17 protein-coding genes are annotated in these 13,612 nt (G+C 67.0%); 14 read left to right on the top strand and 3 right to left on the bottom strand.

The window, feature by feature from the left end:
- Positions 1-146 precede the first annotated feature (146 nt).
- From ABRZ00_RS13965 to ABRZ00_RS13945, 5 genes are read left to right on the top strand one after another with little or no spacing between them, the layout of a single operon-like run.
- A complete protein-coding gene (locus ABRZ00_RS13965) occupies positions 147-923 on the top strand; it encodes a GntR family transcriptional regulator (protein ID WP_368647771.1) in 777 nt (258 codons plus the stop codon).
- Between the two features lie 23 nt (positions 924-946).
- Complete coding sequence (puuE, locus tag ABRZ00_RS13960) at positions 947-1,876, top strand: allantoinase PuuE (protein ID WP_343835492.1); 930 nt, start codon at positions 947-949, stop codon at positions 1,874-1,876.
- A gap of 28 nt (positions 1,877-1,904) precedes the next feature.
- On the top strand, positions 1,905-2,945 hold the full coding sequence (alc, locus tag ABRZ00_RS13955; protein ID WP_368644343.1) for an allantoicase: 1,041 nt from the start codon (positions 1,905-1,907) through the stop codon (positions 2,943-2,945).
- 2 nt (positions 2,946-2,947) lie between these two features.
- Complete coding sequence (locus tag ABRZ00_RS13950) at positions 2,948-4,207, top strand: M20/M25/M40 family metallo-hydrolase (protein ID WP_368641552.1); 1,260 nt, start codon at positions 2,948-2,950, stop codon at positions 4,205-4,207.
- A 29-nt stretch (positions 4,208-4,236) separates the two neighbouring features.
- On the top strand, positions 4,237-4,467 hold the full coding sequence (locus ABRZ00_RS13945; protein WP_368641553.1) for a SlyX family protein: 231 nt from the start codon (positions 4,237-4,239) through the stop codon (positions 4,465-4,467).
- A 36-nt stretch (positions 4,468-4,503) separates the two neighbouring features.
- On the opposite strand, the gene ABRZ00_RS13940 is transcribed toward ABRZ00_RS13945, so the two are convergent.
- A complete protein-coding gene (locus tag ABRZ00_RS13940) occupies positions 4,504-4,752 on the bottom strand; it encodes a GlsB/YeaQ/YmgE family stress response membrane protein (protein WP_343835487.1) in 249 nt (82 codons plus the stop codon).
- A gap of 165 nt (positions 4,753-4,917) precedes the next feature.
- Here ABRZ00_RS13940 and yghU point away from each other — a divergent pair, with 165 nt between their 5' ends.
- Positions 4,918-5,787 carry a glutathione-dependent disulfide-bond oxidoreductase gene (gene yghU / locus ABRZ00_RS13935; RefSeq protein WP_368641554.1) on the top strand — a complete coding sequence of 290 codons (870 nt, stop codon included), beginning with the start codon at positions 4,918-4,920 and terminating at the stop codon, positions 5,785-5,787.
- Between the two features lie 47 nt (positions 5,788-5,834).
- Here yghU and ABRZ00_RS13930 read toward each other — a convergent pair whose 3' ends face one another.
- Together ABRZ00_RS13930 and ABRZ00_RS13925 are read right to left on the bottom strand one after the other, a co-directional pair.
- Entirely contained in the window at positions 5,835-7,034 is a 1,200-nt protein-coding gene (locus tag ABRZ00_RS13930) for an MFS transporter (protein ID WP_368641555.1), read from the bottom strand.
- A 94-nt stretch (positions 7,035-7,128) separates the two neighbouring features.
- Entirely contained in the window at positions 7,129-7,914 is a 786-nt protein-coding gene (locus tag ABRZ00_RS13925; RefSeq protein WP_368641556.1) for an SDR family NAD(P)-dependent oxidoreductase, read from the bottom strand.
- Positions 7,915-8,048: 134 nt separating this feature from the next.
- On the opposite strand from ABRZ00_RS13925, the gene ABRZ00_RS13920 reads away from it, so the two are divergent.
- From ABRZ00_RS13920 to ABRZ00_RS13885, 8 genes are all read left to right on the top strand, one after another.
- Positions 8,049-9,050: a LysR family transcriptional regulator gene (locus ABRZ00_RS13920; protein WP_368641557.1), complete on the top strand. Its 1,002-nt coding sequence runs from the start codon at positions 8,049-8,051 to the stop codon at positions 9,048-9,050.
- Between the two features lie 26 nt (positions 9,051-9,076).
- The gene (locus ABRZ00_RS13915; RefSeq protein WP_368641558.1) at positions 9,077-9,976 is read left to right on the top strand and encodes a carbohydrate kinase family protein; all 900 of its coding nucleotides are present in this window, start codon (positions 9,077-9,079) and stop codon (positions 9,974-9,976) included.
- Between the two features lie 126 nt (positions 9,977-10,102).
- Positions 10,103-11,041, top strand: a complete 939-nt coding sequence (locus ABRZ00_RS13910) for a sulfurtransferase (protein WP_368641559.1) — start codon at positions 10,103-10,105, stop codon at positions 11,039-11,041.
- 8 nt (positions 11,042-11,049) lie between these two features.
- Positions 11,050-12,129, top strand: coding sequence for a YeeE/YedE thiosulfate transporter family protein (locus ABRZ00_RS13905; protein ID WP_368641560.1), 1,080 nt, complete (start codon positions 11,050-11,052; stop codon positions 12,127-12,129).
- 9 nt (positions 12,130-12,138) lie between these two features.
- Positions 12,139-12,303, top strand: a complete 165-nt coding sequence (locus ABRZ00_RS13900; RefSeq protein ID WP_368641561.1) for a hypothetical protein — start codon at positions 12,139-12,141, stop codon at positions 12,301-12,303.
- Between the two features lie 167 nt (positions 12,304-12,470).
- Positions 12,471-12,782 (top strand): metalloregulator ArsR/SmtB family transcription factor, encoded by a 312-nt coding sequence (locus ABRZ00_RS13895; RefSeq protein WP_343835472.1) that lies wholly within the window; start codon positions 12,471-12,473, stop codon positions 12,780-12,782.
- A gap of 23 nt (positions 12,783-12,805) precedes the next feature.
- Positions 12,806-13,381, top strand: a complete 576-nt coding sequence (locus ABRZ00_RS13890) for a rhodanese family protein (RefSeq protein WP_368641562.1) — start codon at positions 12,806-12,808, stop codon at positions 13,379-13,381.
- Positions 13,378-13,575: a DUF2892 domain-containing protein gene (locus ABRZ00_RS13885; protein ID WP_343835469.1), complete on the top strand. Its 198-nt coding sequence runs from the start codon at positions 13,378-13,380 to the stop codon at positions 13,573-13,575. Before ABRZ00_RS13890 ends, ABRZ00_RS13885 begins: the two co-directional genes overlap by 4 nt.
- Positions 13,576-13,612 lie beyond the last annotated feature (37 nt).

Below are 13,612 nucleotides of genomic sequence, written 5' to 3'. Positions count from 1 at the left end.
GCCGGGCGAACCGGCGGATTTCGGGGCAGGATGGGTACGGATGATCGTGGACAAATCATTGTCAACAATTTGTGTTGACGATTCTGTCTTGATACACAATAATTGTCAACAATTTTCGTCCTCAATCCAACCTGTCGTTTTCACCTATGGCCATGCTCCGATTGAAGCCTGTCCGCGCCACCCAGGATCTGAAGGCGCCTCGCGCCTCGACTTTGCGCGGTCCCCTGCCGGCCGGCGCTCCCTCGGACGTGGATCGTGTCTACGGGGAAATCTTCGACGCGGCCATGGATCGCCGCCTGTTGCCGGGCGCCAAACTGACCGAATCCGCGCTGTGCGCGGCCTTCGATTGCTCGCGCGGCACGGTGCGGGCGGCGCTGGCCCGGCTGGCGCACGACAAACTCGTGGCGATCGAACCCAATCGCGGCGCCACTGTCTGGCAGGCCACGCCCAAAGAGGTGCACGACGTGTTCGCCATGCGCCGCGCGCTGGAGGGCGTCGTGATCGACATGCTGACGGCGCTGGACGACGTGGCCGACCGCCTGGCGCCTCTGCGCGAAATGGTGGACCGCGAGCAGCGCGCTTTCGAGCAGGGCGACCGCATCAGTTGGCTGCGCTTGTCCAACGCCTTTCACGTCGAGCTTGCCCGCCTGCTGGACAACCACGTGCTGACGGAAATGCTGGCCGGCCTGTGCGCCCGCACGACGTTGATCATCGCCCTGGGGGATGCCCCCGAGGACAGCACCTGCTCGTATCTGGAGCACCGCGATATTCTGGACTGCATCGCGGGCCGCGACGCCCCGGGCGCGCGCGACGCCATGGATCACCACCTCAAGGACTGCGAGCAACGGATGGATGCCGTACCGGACACCGGCGCCGGGCTTCGGCACCCGCGCCGGCACCACGCCTTGACCCCTTCGATCTGATTTCATTCCTCAGGAGACACCGCATGACCGACAAGCACTATCCCCGTGATCTGGCCGGCTATGGCCGCACGCCGCCACAGGCCAACTGGCCGGGTCAGGCCCGCGTGGCGGTGCAGTTCGTCGTCAACTATGAGGAAGGCGGCGAGAATTGCGTGCTGCACGGCGATCAGGGCTCGGAGCAGTTCCTGTCCGAGATCATCGGCGCGGCGGCTTATCCCGAGCGTCACCTGTCGATGGAGTCCATCTACGAGTACGGTTCCCGCGCGGGCGTCTGGCGCATCCTGCGCGAATTCGAGCGCCGCGGCCTGCCGCTGACGGTCTTCGGCGTGGGCATGGCGCTGGAGCGCAATCCCGAAGTGGCGCGCGCTTTCGTCGAGCTGGGCCATGAGATCGCCTGCCACGGCTACCGCTGGATCCATTATCAGTCCGTGCCCGAGGACATCGAGCGCGAACATTTCCAGCGTTGCGTGGAGATCGTCACGAAACTGCTGGGCCGCCATCCCGACGGCTGGTACACCGGGCGCGACAGCCCCAACACCCTGCGCATCGTCGCGGAAGAAGGCCAGTTTCTGTACGACGCCGACTACTACGGCGACGACCTGCCGTTCTGGACCGAGGTGGACCTGGGCAACGGCAAGATTCATCCGCAGCTCATCGTGCCCTACACCCTGGACACGAACGACATGCGCTTCGCCTCGCCGCAGGGCTTTAACACCGCCGATCATTTCTTCACCTATCTGCGCGATGCCTTCGACGTACTCTACGCCGAAGGCGAGACCGCGCCCAAGATGATGTCGGTCGGCCTGCACTGCCGCCTGATCGGACGGCCGGGCCGCTTCGCCGGCCTGCAGCGCTTCCTGGATCACGTCCAGAAGCATGATCGTGTCTGGATCGCCACCCGCGCCGACATTGCCCGGCACTGGGTCAAGGAACACCCCTACAAGCCCGCCTGATCCCTATTATCTGGAATTATTGATCCCCATGGCCTCTCTCAACCTGCCTGTCGGCACCGTCATCGACGCCCCGGCGGTCGATCTGCCCGTCTTTGCCACCCGCCACCTGAATCTCGCCAGCGAAAGCCTGGGCGCCCAGGTATTGTCCTGCTCGGACGAGTTCTTCGCCCCGGCGCAGCGCATGCTGCAGGATGCGGAGCCCGTCTTCATCGTCGGCAAGTTCGACGACCACGGCAAGTGGATGGACGGCTGGGAAACCCGGCGCCGCCGCAACGGCGGCCATGACCATGCCATCGTCAAGCTCGGCCTGCCGGGCACGATCAAGGGCCTGGACATCAACACGAGCCACTTCACCGGCAACTTTCCGCCCGCCGCGTCCATCCAGGCCGCGTTCTGCGCCGGCGATCCCGACGCCGGCACCGAGTGGATCGAACTCGTCGCCGCACGGTCGCTGCAGGGCAATGCGCATCATTTCGTCGAGATCGACGACGACCGTGTCTGGACCCATCTGCGCGTGAACATCTTTCCGGACGGCGGGGTGGCCCGCCTGCGCGTCTACGGCCAGCCGGCCTGCGACTGGAACCGGCGCGACCCGGATGCGCTCTACGAAGTGTCGGGACTGGCCAGCGGCGGGCGCGTGGTCGCCTACAGCGACGCGCACTTCGGCATGCCCACCAGCGTGATCAAGGCGGGCCGCGGCGTCAACATGGGCGACGGCTGGGAAACCCGCCGCCGCCGCGAGCCCGGCTACGACTGGCTGATCCTGGAACTCGGCCATCCTGTCGTCGTCGAGAAGATCGAGATCGACACGGCGCACTTCAAGGGCAACTATCCCGATCGCGTATCGGTGCAGGGGGCCCTGGTGACCGAATCGACCGATCAGTCCCTGGTGACCCAGGCCATGTTCTGGCCCGAATTGCTGGGCGAGCAGAAGACCGAAATGGACAAGCAGCATTTCTTCGAAGGCGCGGCCATCCGGCCGGTGGGTCCGGTCTCGCACGTGCGCGTCAATATGTTTCCCGACGGCGGCATCAGCCGTGTGCGCATCTGGGGGCGCCTGGCGCGTTGACGATGCCCCGGTCTGCCTCCTCTTCCGCTTTGTATGCCGCCCTGCATGCCTGGGTGGACGAGCACTTCGACGAACAGGTGGCGTTGTTGCAGCGCCTGGTCGCCGTGCCCACCGACACGCCGCCGGGCGACAACGCGCCGCACGCCGAGATCGTGGCCACCCTTCTTGAAGGCTGGGGTTGGGAGGTCGAGCGCCATGCCGTACCGGAAGCGGAAATGCGGGCCTACGGAATGCGCAGCATCACCAATCTGATCGTGCGCCGCCGCTATGGCGCGGACGGCCCCGTGCTGGCCCTCAACGCGCATGGCGATGTGGTGCCGCCGGGCGACGGCTGGAGCCGCGATCCTTATGGTGGAGAAGTCTCCGGCGGGCGCCTCTATGGCCGCGCCTCGGCCGTGTCCAAGAGCGATTTCACGACCTATCTGCATGCCGTGCGCGCGCTGGAGGCCAGCGGCGCCCCCCTGCGGGGCGCCGTCGAGCTGCATTTCACCTACGATGAGGAATTCGGCGGGCTCAAGGGCCCGGGCTGGCTGCTGGAACGCGGCCTGACGAAGCCGGACTTCGCGGTCTGCGCCGGCTTCAGCTACGCCGTGATCACGGCGCACAACGGCTGCCTGCAATTCGAGCTCATCGTCAACGGCCGGGCCACGCATGGCTCGGCGCCCAAGACCGGGCATGACGCGCTTAGGGCGGCCAGCCGCATCCTGGATGAGATCTATCGCCGGGCCGATGCGCTCGACGGCATCGAGTCGGGGATCGCCGGCATTACTCATCCGACCATGATCGTGGGCCGCATCGACGGCGGCACCAACACCAATGTGGTGCCGGGCAGGGTGGTGTTGAAGATGGACCGCCGCCTGATCCCGGAGGAAGACCCGGCAGCCGTCGAGGCCGAGGTGCGGGGTTTCGTCGCAGCCGCCGTGGACGGCCTGCCGGGGATCTCCGTCGATATCCGGCGCATCCTGCTGGCGCGCGCCCTGCGGCCGCTGCCTGGGCATGAGAAACTGGCGGCCAGTCTCCAGGCGCATGCCCGTGCGGTGTTCGGCGAAGACATCCCGGCCGTGGGCACGCCCCTGTATGCCGATGCGCGACTGTACGCCGAGCATGGCGTGCCCACCGTCATGTACGGCGCGGGCCCGCGCACCGTCATGGAATCGCGCGCCAAGCAGGCCGATGAACACGTTATGCTGGAGGACTTGCGCGGCGCCACCCGGGTCGTGGCCGGCCTGCTGGCCGATTTCCTGGCCCGGGGCGCCGCCTGAGCTCCGCAACCAAGACAGGACACCGAACGATGGAAGAAGCCGGCACTGATCCCGCCACGCTGGAAAAGCGCATGATCGATCTGGAGGTCAAGTCGGCGTATGCCGACGATCTGCTGGATCAGTTGAACCGGACGGTTTTTCGCCAGCAGCAGCAGATCGAATCCCTGGCGCGCGAGCTGCTGGCCTTGCGCCAGCAACTCGCCGCCGGCGCAACCCCGGGTCTGGACGCGGCCGCCGATGAGCGGCCGCCACACTACTAGGCCCGGTTTGCCCAGGCCCGGCTTGCGGGCGAAGGCTCAGGCGCGTTTGGCGATGAACCCGTACACGCCCAGCACGATCAATGCGCCGATGATGGAACCGATCCAGCCCGCGCCCTGGCCGGCCTCGTAAAAGCCCAGCGCCGCCCCCAGGTAGCCGGCCACGATGGAGCCGATGATCCCCAGGATCGTGGTCAGGATGAAGCCCAGCTTCTGGTCGCCGGGCATGACTGCGCGCGCGATCAGGCCGACGATGAACCCGACGACAATCATGCTGATGATGCCCATCCGCTTCTCCTTTGAAGGTTCAATCATTCCGGCCCATCATAGGGCCGGAACCCTGTGTTCGTCCAGCATTCCCGCTTTGGGCGTGGCCCGCGGCCGGGAAGGTTCACAGCGCCGGCCGATGCTGGTACCGTAGACACTTTTGCCTTCCTCTCAGGAGCATGCAGCATGAGTCAGACGCCCGAATACCAGCCGCCCAAGGTCTGGACCTGGGATCAGCCCAGCGGCGGCCGGTTCGCCAACATCAACCGCCCCGTATCGGGGCCGACGCACGAGCGCGAGTTGCCCGTCGGGCGCCATCCGCTGCAGCTTTATTCCCAGGGGACGCCCAATGGGGTCAAAGTCACCATCCTGCTGGAAGAACTGCTCGCGCAGGGGCATGCCGGGGCGGAATATGACGCCTGGCTGATCCGTATCGGCGAAGGCGACCAGTTCGGCAGCGGCTTCGTCGACGTCAATCCCAATTCCAAGATTCCCGCGCTGATGGACCGTAGCGGCCCGGCGCCCGTCCGCGTTTTCGAGTCGGGCGCGATCCTGACTTACTTGGCGGAAAAATTCGGCGCGTTTCTGCCCGCCGACCCGGCGGCCCGCGCCGAATGCCTGTCCTGGCTGTTCTGGCAAGTGGGCAGTGCGCCTTACGTGGGAGGAGGTTTCGGCCATTTCTACGCCTATGCCCCCGTGAAGATCGAGTACGCCATCAATCGTTTCGCCATGGAAACCAAACGCCAGTTGGATGTGCTCGACAAGCGCCTGGCTGAGCATGAATTCGTGGCGGGATCGGACTACACCATTGCCGATATGGCGATCTGGCCCTGGTATGGCGGGTTGCTGCTGAACCATGTCTATGGGGCGGCGGAGTTTCTGTCAGCCGCAGACTACCGCCACGTATTGCGCTGGGCGTGCGCCGTTGGCGAGCGCCCGGCGGTGCGGCGCGGACGGATGGTGAACCGGACGTCGGGAGATCCCGCCGAACAGCTTTGGGAGCGTCACGACGCGTCGGACTTCGACACCCGCACTCAGGACAAGATTCAGGGCTGATGATCCACGTCGCGCCTTGCAAGGCGCTCCGATTCGTCAGGCACCGATCAGTCCGCAGGGGACTGATCGGTGTCCGGACTCATCCATACCGACAGGCCTAGGGTTGCCAGGCCGGCCAGCGCCAGGCCGGTGCCGACCCAGCCGGGCGAGGTCCATCCGTAGCCGTGGGCAATGGCCATGCCGCCCAGCAGCGGCCCCAGCGCGTTGGCGAAATTGAAGGCGGAATGGTTCAGCGCGGCGGCCAGTCCCTGGGCGTGCCGCGCGACATCCATCAGCCGGGTCTGCAGAATCGTGCCCAGCGCACCGCTGAAGCCGATGAAAAAGACGTTGGCCGACAGGGTCCAGACGTTTCCGGCGGCCAGGGGGAAAAGCGCCGTCATGGCGGCGCTCCAGAGCAGCAGCCCCGCCGCCGTCGGCATCGGGGCCCGGTCGGCCAGCCAGGGCACCAGGATGTTGCCCACGGTCAGGCCGACGCCGAAGACCGCCAGCACCGGCGGAACCGCGTCGGGGGCCACACCGGTGACTTCCAGCAGCACATCGGCCAGATAGGTGTAGACGGCGAACAGGCCGCCAAAGCCGATGGCGCCCACCGCCAGGGTCAGCCAGACCTGCGGTTGACGCAGGGCGCCGAGTTCGCGCCAGGGACTGGCCCCCGATTCGGGCGGACTGTACGGCGCCAGCCAGGCGACCAGCCCCATGGTCAGCAGGCCGGCAAGGCTCACCAACGCGAAGCCCCAGCGCCAGTCCAGCGCATGGCCCAGCCAGTTGGCGAAAGGCACGCCGACGATGGTGGCCACCGTCAGCCCCAGGAACATGCGGCCCACCGCCTGATTGCGTTTGTCGTGCGGCACCAGCGACACAGCCATCAGCGCGCCGATGCCGAAGTAGGCGCCATGGGGCAGGCCGCTCAGAAAGCGCAGCGCCAGCAGCCACTCATAGCTGGGGGCGAAGGCGCACAGGCCGTTGAATAGTGCAAACACGCCCATCAACGCCACCAGCAGGGTGCGCCGCGCCATGCGCGCCGCCAATACGGTCAGCAACGGGGCGCCCACCACCACACCCAGGGCGTAGGCGCTGATGACGCGCCCCGCCGTGGGTGCGTCGATTCCCAGATCCTGCGCGAAATAGGGCAGCAGGCTCATGGTGGCGAACTCTGTGGTGCCGATGGCGAAGGCGCCGATCGCCAGGGCGAAGATCACCAGGCCGGCGCCGGCGCGGACGGAGCCGGAGATGGGTGCTTGAGGCATGAAAGGTTTGAAGGGGGGGAATCCGGTATTGTAGTCAGGGGAACCCCTGGATAGAGATCCCTGGACCGGCACCGGCCGCACGGCCGGTGCCGCGTCACAGCAACATGCCGCCCGAGGCCTCGATCCGCTGGCCGTTGATCCAGGCGCTGCCCGGCGCCAGCAACGCCGCGACGGCGCCGCCGATATCGTCCGCCTCGCCGACCCGGCCCAGGGCCGTGCTGCCGGCAATGGCAGCGCCGACTTGCGGGTCGTCGCGCACGATGCCGCCGCCGAAGTCGGTGGCGATGGCGCCCGGAGCCAGGACATTGACGCGGATGCCTCGCGAGCCCAGTTCTTTGGCCAGATAGCGCGTCAGCACTTCGACTCCGCCCTTCATCACGGCGTAGGCCGCCTTGCCGGGAAACGTGAACCGGGTCAGGCCGCTGGATACGTTGAGAATGCGGGCGCCGTCGGCCAGCAGCGGCGCCAGCGCCTGTGTCAGGAAGAACACGCCTTTCAGGTGCTCGTTCATCATCTGGTCAAACTGCGCTTCGGTCGTGTCCAGGAATGCCGCGTCGGCGCCTGTGCCGGCATTGTTCACCAGCGCGTCGAGGCGGTCCCGGCCGAAAGTATCGTGCAGCAGGCCCGGGAGAGAGGCGGCCAGGGCGGGAAATCCGGCCGTCCGGCGGGTGTCCAGCGGCAGGGCGGCCGCCTTGCGGCCCAGCGCTTGGATTTCCGTGACGACTTCTCGGGCCAGATCCTCGCGGGACCGGTAGCTCAGGATGATGTCCCATCCTGCCCGGGCCAGGTGCAGGGCCGAGGCGCGCCCCAGGCCCCGGCTGCCGCCGGTGATGAAAGCGAGGGGATGAGTCGTGGAGGGGGGCGTTGTCGAGGGATTCATGCGGTTCTCCGTTTAGAGGAAGAGGAGGCGGGCACAGCCTTTCGCGCTGCGGACGCCGTCCGGGTCTTGTCAGCCGGGCGAGGACACTATATTGTTTTAAAAATATTGTATAAATAGGTTTTATTCAACATTACATGTCGAACGAATCGATCAATGGCGGCTCTTCCGGCCCCCGTTCCGAGGAGCATGTCCGGTTTTGGGAAGCGAGGGCCGCCGGCATCGATGCGGCGGCGTCCGTGCCCGCCTATACGCCGACCGCCGAGGATTTGCGGATTTTCGTCCGGGTCGCCGCCTTGGGCAGTTTTACCCAGGCGGCGGAACAGCTCCGCTTGCCGCGCGCCACAGTGTCCACGGCGGTCCAGCGTCTGGAAAAAAGGCTGGGTGCCCGGCTTCTGCAGCGAACGACGCGGCGGGTCGGTCTGACCGGAGACGGACGGGCTTTCCTGGAGCGGTGCGTGCCTGTGCTCGACAGCCTGGATGAACTGGGCGGTTTCTTCCACCGTCCGGACGGCCCGCTGGACGGACGCCTGCGGGTCGGCATGCCCTTGGGCATGTCCGCAGGCGCGGTGATGGCGCGGCTGCCAGAGTTCCTGGCGTGCCATCCCGCCTTGCTGATCGAGATCTCCAGTTCGGACCGACGCGCCGACATGATCGCCGAAGGGCTCGACTGCATCATCCGGGTCGGCGCGGTGGTCGATGAATCGCTCGCCTGCCGCCCCCTGGGCGCACTGCGGCTGGGAAATTTCGCCAGCCGCGACTACGTGCGCGCGTACGGCAGCCCGGGCAGCCCTGACGACCTGGCGCGGCATTGGCTGGTGGACTACCGCCCCAATCCGTCCGACGGGCCGGCGCAGTTCGAGTACCTGGACGCCGGCGCCGGCCGCACCGTCCGGGTGTCGATGCGATCCCGGATCACCGTGGACAACAGCGCCGCCTATCAGGCCGCTTGCCGGGCGGGGCTTGGCCTGATCCAGGCGCCGCCGTCGGTGGTCCGGCGTTCGTCAGACCTGGTGGCCGTCCTGCCGGACTTCCTGCCCCCGCCGATGCCGGTTAATCTGTTGTTCCCCCACTTCCGTCATCCGCCCCGGCGCGTGCGCGTCTTCGCGGACTGGGTGATGGAGGTGCTGAGTCCTTGAATATGTTTTCTGCGAACGGATCGATCATGCAATTCACCACGATCGGCGCGGCGATCGTCGACATCGTCGTATCCCGCGTCCTGCCCATGCGCGCCGCCAAACAGGACGTGGATCACATCGGCCTGTACGCGGGCGGCGGCGCGGTGAACGCCGCACTGAACATGGCGGCGCGCGGCGCCCGCGTGACCATCCATGCGTGCGTCGGCCGCGACCTGGAGGGCGATCTGCTGCGCGACTTGTTGCGGCGCCATGGCATTCAGACCGCCATTCCCGATCATGCGCTGCCGACCGGCAAGGCCGTGGTGATGGTCGATGAGACCGGCGCGGCGCGCGCCTACGCGCAGCGCGGCGCCAGCGCCTGGGTCGGAGAACAAGGTTTTCCGGGGCTGGAGATGGCCGATGTGGTCTACGTCACGGGCCTTTCCCTGGAGTCCCAGGCCTGGCTGGAGCTCGCGCTGGCGCGCATGGCCGCTTCGCGCCCCCGGCTGGTGGTGACGCCCGGAGCGCGCCAGTTGGCGGATCCCCAGGCTTTGCGCGGCCTGTGGGATCGGGCCGATCTCTTGTGCGTCAATGCGCGCGAGGCCGCCCGGTTGTGCGGGGATGCGGCACTGGATACCGATGCGCCCGCGCTCGATGTGGCCCGGGACCTCGCCCGCAGGCTGTTGCGCCGGCCTGGTCAATCCGTTCTGGTGACGCTGGGGCAGGGCGGCGCCCTGTTCCATGACGGAGAACACGCCCATTTCCATCCCGCGCGGATCGTGGCGCCGCAGTCCACCATCGGCGCGGGCGATGCGTTTGCCTCCGCCTTCGTCCATGCCTGGGCCGGGGGTGCCGCGCCCATGGAAGCCCTGGCCGCCGCAACCGACAGCGCCGCCCGGGTGATCCAGGTCATTCCCGCCAATCTGGCGGGGCCGCTGCGGGCCTGAAGCCGGGCCGGCGGCGGCCGCGCCGGGCATTCTATATAACGGCAGGTTTTATAAGAATCGCCGGCCGGTCGAACAAATCTGGGAGAATGAACAGTCGCCACATCGCATTCACTCAGAGGCATCGCCATGAAATTCTTGTCCGCCCGCCTGGGGGTCTTTTTCCTCGCTTTCGGCGCATCCGCCGCCGCCTGGTCGGCCCAGCCTTTGCTGACGCCCGCCGAGCTCGACGCCGCGCGCCAGCAACCCGCCGTGCGGGTGATCGATATCCGTCCGCCGGACGCCTACGTCGCCGGGCACATCCCCGGCGCGGTCTCGGCGCCCTACGCCCGGTGGCGCGGTCCGGCAAATAATCCCGGCCAGTTGCCGCCGCTGGATACGCTGACGCAATTGGTGCGCAGTCTCGGTGTCGACCGGGGCACCCATGCGGTGGTGGTTTCTTCGGGGGCGGACGGCACCGATTTCGGCGCGTCGGCGCGGGTGTACTGGACTTTGAAATACCTGGGCCTGGAAAACCTGTCCATCCTGAATGGCGGGGTGAAGGCCTGGGCCGACGCCGGCCTGCCGCAGGATCAGGCGGCGCCGACAGTGGCCGCCACGGCCTTCGAGCCGACGCTGGACGACGCCATCATCGCCACCACCGAGCAGGTGGCCGCGCAGGTCGGCAATCCCCAAGTCCAACTGGTGGATGCCCGTCCGCTGGATTTCTACCTGGGCAAAGTCAAGGCGCCGACGGCCCAGGTGCCCGGGACGATCCAGGGCGCGGTCAACGTGGAGAACGGCCGTTGGTTCAAGCCCGGCACCTCGATCTTCGTCTCGGCGGACGAGGCTCGCAAGATCGCGGCCGAACTCCTGCCCGATGCGAAATCCGAGACGATCTCGTTTTGCAACACCGGCCATTGGGCCGCCACCGACTGGTTCGCGCTGTCGGAAATCGTCGGCCAGAAAAATGTCCGGCTCTATCCTGAGTCGATGGCCGAGTGGTCCCAGAATCCAGATCTGCCGATGGAACATGTCCCGGGCCGGGGCAGCCAGATCCTGGACAAGCTGAAGGGCGTGTTCGGTTGAACTGATCCATGAAACGATTTCCGCTCGCGGTCCTGATGGCCGCCTTCTGCCTGTTTCTTGCCTGGTCGGTCGCCTTGCGCCAGGCGCTGCTGTTCCTGGTCGGCATCGGTCTGGGCGCGGTGCTGGCGGGCGCACGCTTCGGCTTCACCACCGGCTGGCGGCGGCTGATCGAGCAGCGCGACCCATCCGGGGTGCTGGCGCAACTGGTCTTGCTGGCGATTGCGGCGGCCGTCTCCATGCCCCTGCTGGCCGCCTATCCGACCGATCTCGGGGCCGCCCTGGGGCCGCCCAGCATCAGCCTGATCGTGGGCGCCTTCGTTTTCGGCGCCTGCATGCAGGTTGCCGATGGCTGCGGCTCGGGCACGCTGTACAAGGCAGGTCTGGGCATTCCCCTCAATATGGCGATCCTGCCGCTGTTCGCCATCGGCAGCTTCCTGGGCTCGGCCACACTGGATCGCTGGCTGGCCCTGGGCGCCTTGCCGCCCTATGGCCTGGTGACGCATTTCGGCGCGCCCGCCGCGCTGCTGCTGACGCTGGCGGGCCTGGCCTTGGTCGGGATCGGCGTGGTGCGTTGGACAGGGCGCGCGGCGCCGTTGTGGAACCGCAAGCTGCTGTGGGGCGCCGTGCTGCTGGCGGCGCTGGCAGCGCTGAACCTGGTGATTGCCGGCCAGCCCTGGGGCATTGTCTATGGCTTTGGCCTGTGGGCGGCCAAGCTGGCCTCGGCCGCTCATCTGTTCGATCCTGCGGCCAATGCGTTCTGGAGCGAACCGGTCAACGCGGCGACGCTGGCGCAATCGGTCTTCCTGGACGTGACCTCGATCACCAACATCGGCATCCTGGCGGGCGCCCTGTGGATCGCAGCGGGCAAGCCGGCCGCCGCCGCCAAACCCATGACCGGCACGCAGTGGGCCGTGGGCCTGACGGCGGGTCTGTTGCTGGGCTACAGTTCGCGGCTGGCTTTTGGCTGCAACATCGGCGCCATGGTCAGCGGCATCTCCACCGGCAGTCTGCACGGCTGGATCTGGGTGCCCATGGCCTTCCTGGGTTCGCTGATCGGCGTGCGCGTGCGCCGCCGCTACGCTTTCTAAGGAGCCGCCATGCGTTTTCGCTTTCTGGCCGTCTGCTTCTGGGTTGCGTTCGCGGCCTTTTTCGCCTGGGACTGGATGCACAGCGCGCCGATCAATGTGCGCGCCGAGCCGCCCCTGATTGCGGCGGGCTCGGGCGTGGCCCCCAGCGGCGGGCATTGCGCCTCGACATTCTGATCGGATAAGGCGAGGCCTTTTCGCGCCCGCTCCGGTCCGGTCTCCTTCGCCACAGCCCTCTCGGGTCAGCGCCCCCGCGTTGTTCCTGGGGGGCTGTCTTGCTTAGTAATTCAGTAAAAGCTAAATTAGTAAATGATGATATAAAACAAGGAACCGCCTTGCCGAAAATGCTAAAAGAAGAGCAGATGCAGGATTTCATGCAGGCGGGTGCGGCCCGCGCGGCGGGGTTGCTGCGGGCGGTGGGCAATGCGCACCGGCTGCTGATCCTGTGCCTGCTGATCGAATGGGGAGAACTGCCCGTAGGGGCTTTGCGGGAGCGGTTGCCGCTTAGCCAATCGGCGCTGTCCCAGCATTTGGCCCGCATGCGCGACGAAGGTCTGGTGGCCTACCGGCGCGAGTCGCAGACCTTGTATTACCGCATCGCCAATCCCGACGTGGAGCGGCTGATCGCGACCCTGAAGCAGATTTTCTGCCCCTGACGCAGGTTTTGCGGAGACGAAGCATGAATATCCATATCCTGACCCCCGAAGCCGTACGCGAGCGCCTGGCGCAAGGCGTCATCCTGGTCGATGTCCGTTCGTCGGATGAGTTCGCCCGGGAGCGTATTGCGCAGGCCTGCAGCATTCCGCTGGAACGCCTGGCCAGGGGCGACCGCACCGGGTTGCCGCCCAAGGGAGCCGTGATGTTTTATTGCCGCTCGGGGAATCGCACCCGCCTGGGGGCGGCGACGCTTGCGGCGTGCGCGGCGGGCGAAGCCTATATCCTCGACGGTGGCCTGGATGCCTGGAAGCGCGCCGGGCTGCCTGTTCAGGCCGATCCTGGCCAGCCCCTGGAACTGTCCCGCCAGGTGCAGATCGTGGCGGGCGGCCTGGTGCTCGCGGGAACGGCCGCCGGGGCGTGGCTGTCGCCGTGGTTTCTGCTGCTGCCGGGCTTCGTCGGCGGCGGCCTGATCTTCGCGGGGCTGTCCGGATTTTGCGGCCTGGCCCGCGTTCTGATGCGCATGCCCTGGAACCGCCGGTTCCGGGATGCTGTTTCCGCCGCGTCCGCGCGGCCCCCCCTGACGAAGGAGCCTTCATGAAAATCAACATCGGCACGATCGACCGTATCGTGCGCCTCATCCTCGGCCTCGTTCTCATCGTGCTGGCCGCCAACGGCACGATCGGCTGGTGGGGGTGGCTGGGCCTGGTGGCCGTGGCCACGTCCCTGTTCCGCTTCTGCCCGCTGTACGCCGTGCTGGGCATCAATACCTGCCCGCTGAAATCCCGGGGCTGAGCGAACCCCCGGGCGCGGCTTTCCAGGTTGCCGCGCC

The organism is Castellaniella ginsengisoli, from assembly GCF_040955415.1.
GTDB lineage: Bacteria > Pseudomonadota > Gammaproteobacteria > Burkholderiales > Burkholderiaceae_B > Castellaniella > Castellaniella ginsengisoli.
The sequence above is the reverse complement of the archived record's forward strand: the minus strand, read 5'-3'. Positions and strand labels throughout refer to the sequence as shown.

Bases quoted from the DNA above. Each gene is read 5' to 3' on its own strand.
- ABRZ00_RS13965 (WP_368647771.1), top strand. From the start codon at position 147: ATGGCCATGCTCCGATTGAAGCCTGTCCGCGCCACCCAGGATCTGAAG.
- puuE (WP_343835492.1), top strand. From the start codon at position 947: ATGACCGACAAGCACTATCCCCGTGATCTGGCCGGCTATGGCCGCACG.
- alc (WP_368644343.1), top strand. From the start codon at position 1,905: ATGGCCTCTCTCAACCTGCCTGTCGGCACCGTCATCGACGCCCCGGCG.
- ABRZ00_RS13950 (WP_368641552.1), top strand. From the start codon at position 2,948: ATGCCCCGGTCTGCCTCCTCTTCCGCTTTGTATGCCGCCCTGCATGCC.
- ABRZ00_RS13945 (WP_368641553.1), top strand. From the start codon at position 4,237: ATGGAAGAAGCCGGCACTGATCCCGCCACGCTGGAAAAGCGCATGATC.
- ABRZ00_RS13940 (WP_343835487.1), bottom strand. From the start codon at position 4,752: ATGGGCATCATCAGCATGATTGTCGTCGGGTTCATCGTCGGCCTGATC.
- yghU (WP_368641554.1), top strand. From the start codon at position 4,918: ATGAGTCAGACGCCCGAATACCAGCCGCCCAAGGTCTGGACCTGGGAT.
- ABRZ00_RS13930 (WP_368641555.1), bottom strand. From the start codon at position 7,034: ATGCCTCAAGCACCCATCTCCGGCTCCGTCCGCGCCGGCGCCGGCCTG.
- ABRZ00_RS13925 (WP_368641556.1), bottom strand. From the start codon at position 7,914: ATGAATCCCTCGACAACGCCCCCCTCCACGACTCATCCCCTCGCTTTC.
- ABRZ00_RS13920 (WP_368641557.1), top strand. From the start codon at position 8,049: ATGTCGAACGAATCGATCAATGGCGGCTCTTCCGGCCCCCGTTCCGAG.
- ABRZ00_RS13915 (WP_368641558.1), top strand. From the start codon at position 9,077: ATGCAATTCACCACGATCGGCGCGGCGATCGTCGACATCGTCGTATCC.
- ABRZ00_RS13910 (WP_368641559.1), top strand. From the start codon at position 10,103: ATGAAATTCTTGTCCGCCCGCCTGGGGGTCTTTTTCCTCGCTTTCGGC.
- ABRZ00_RS13905 (WP_368641560.1), top strand. From the start codon at position 11,050: ATGAAACGATTTCCGCTCGCGGTCCTGATGGCCGCCTTCTGCCTGTTT.
- ABRZ00_RS13900 (WP_368641561.1), top strand. From the start codon at position 12,139: ATGCGTTTTCGCTTTCTGGCCGTCTGCTTCTGGGTTGCGTTCGCGGCC.
- ABRZ00_RS13895 (WP_343835472.1), top strand. From the start codon at position 12,471: ATGCTAAAAGAAGAGCAGATGCAGGATTTCATGCAGGCGGGTGCGGCC.
- ABRZ00_RS13890 (WP_368641562.1), top strand. From the start codon at position 12,806: ATGAATATCCATATCCTGACCCCCGAAGCCGTACGCGAGCGCCTGGCG.
- ABRZ00_RS13885 (WP_343835469.1), top strand. From the start codon at position 13,378: ATGAAAATCAACATCGGCACGATCGACCGTATCGTGCGCCTCATCCTC.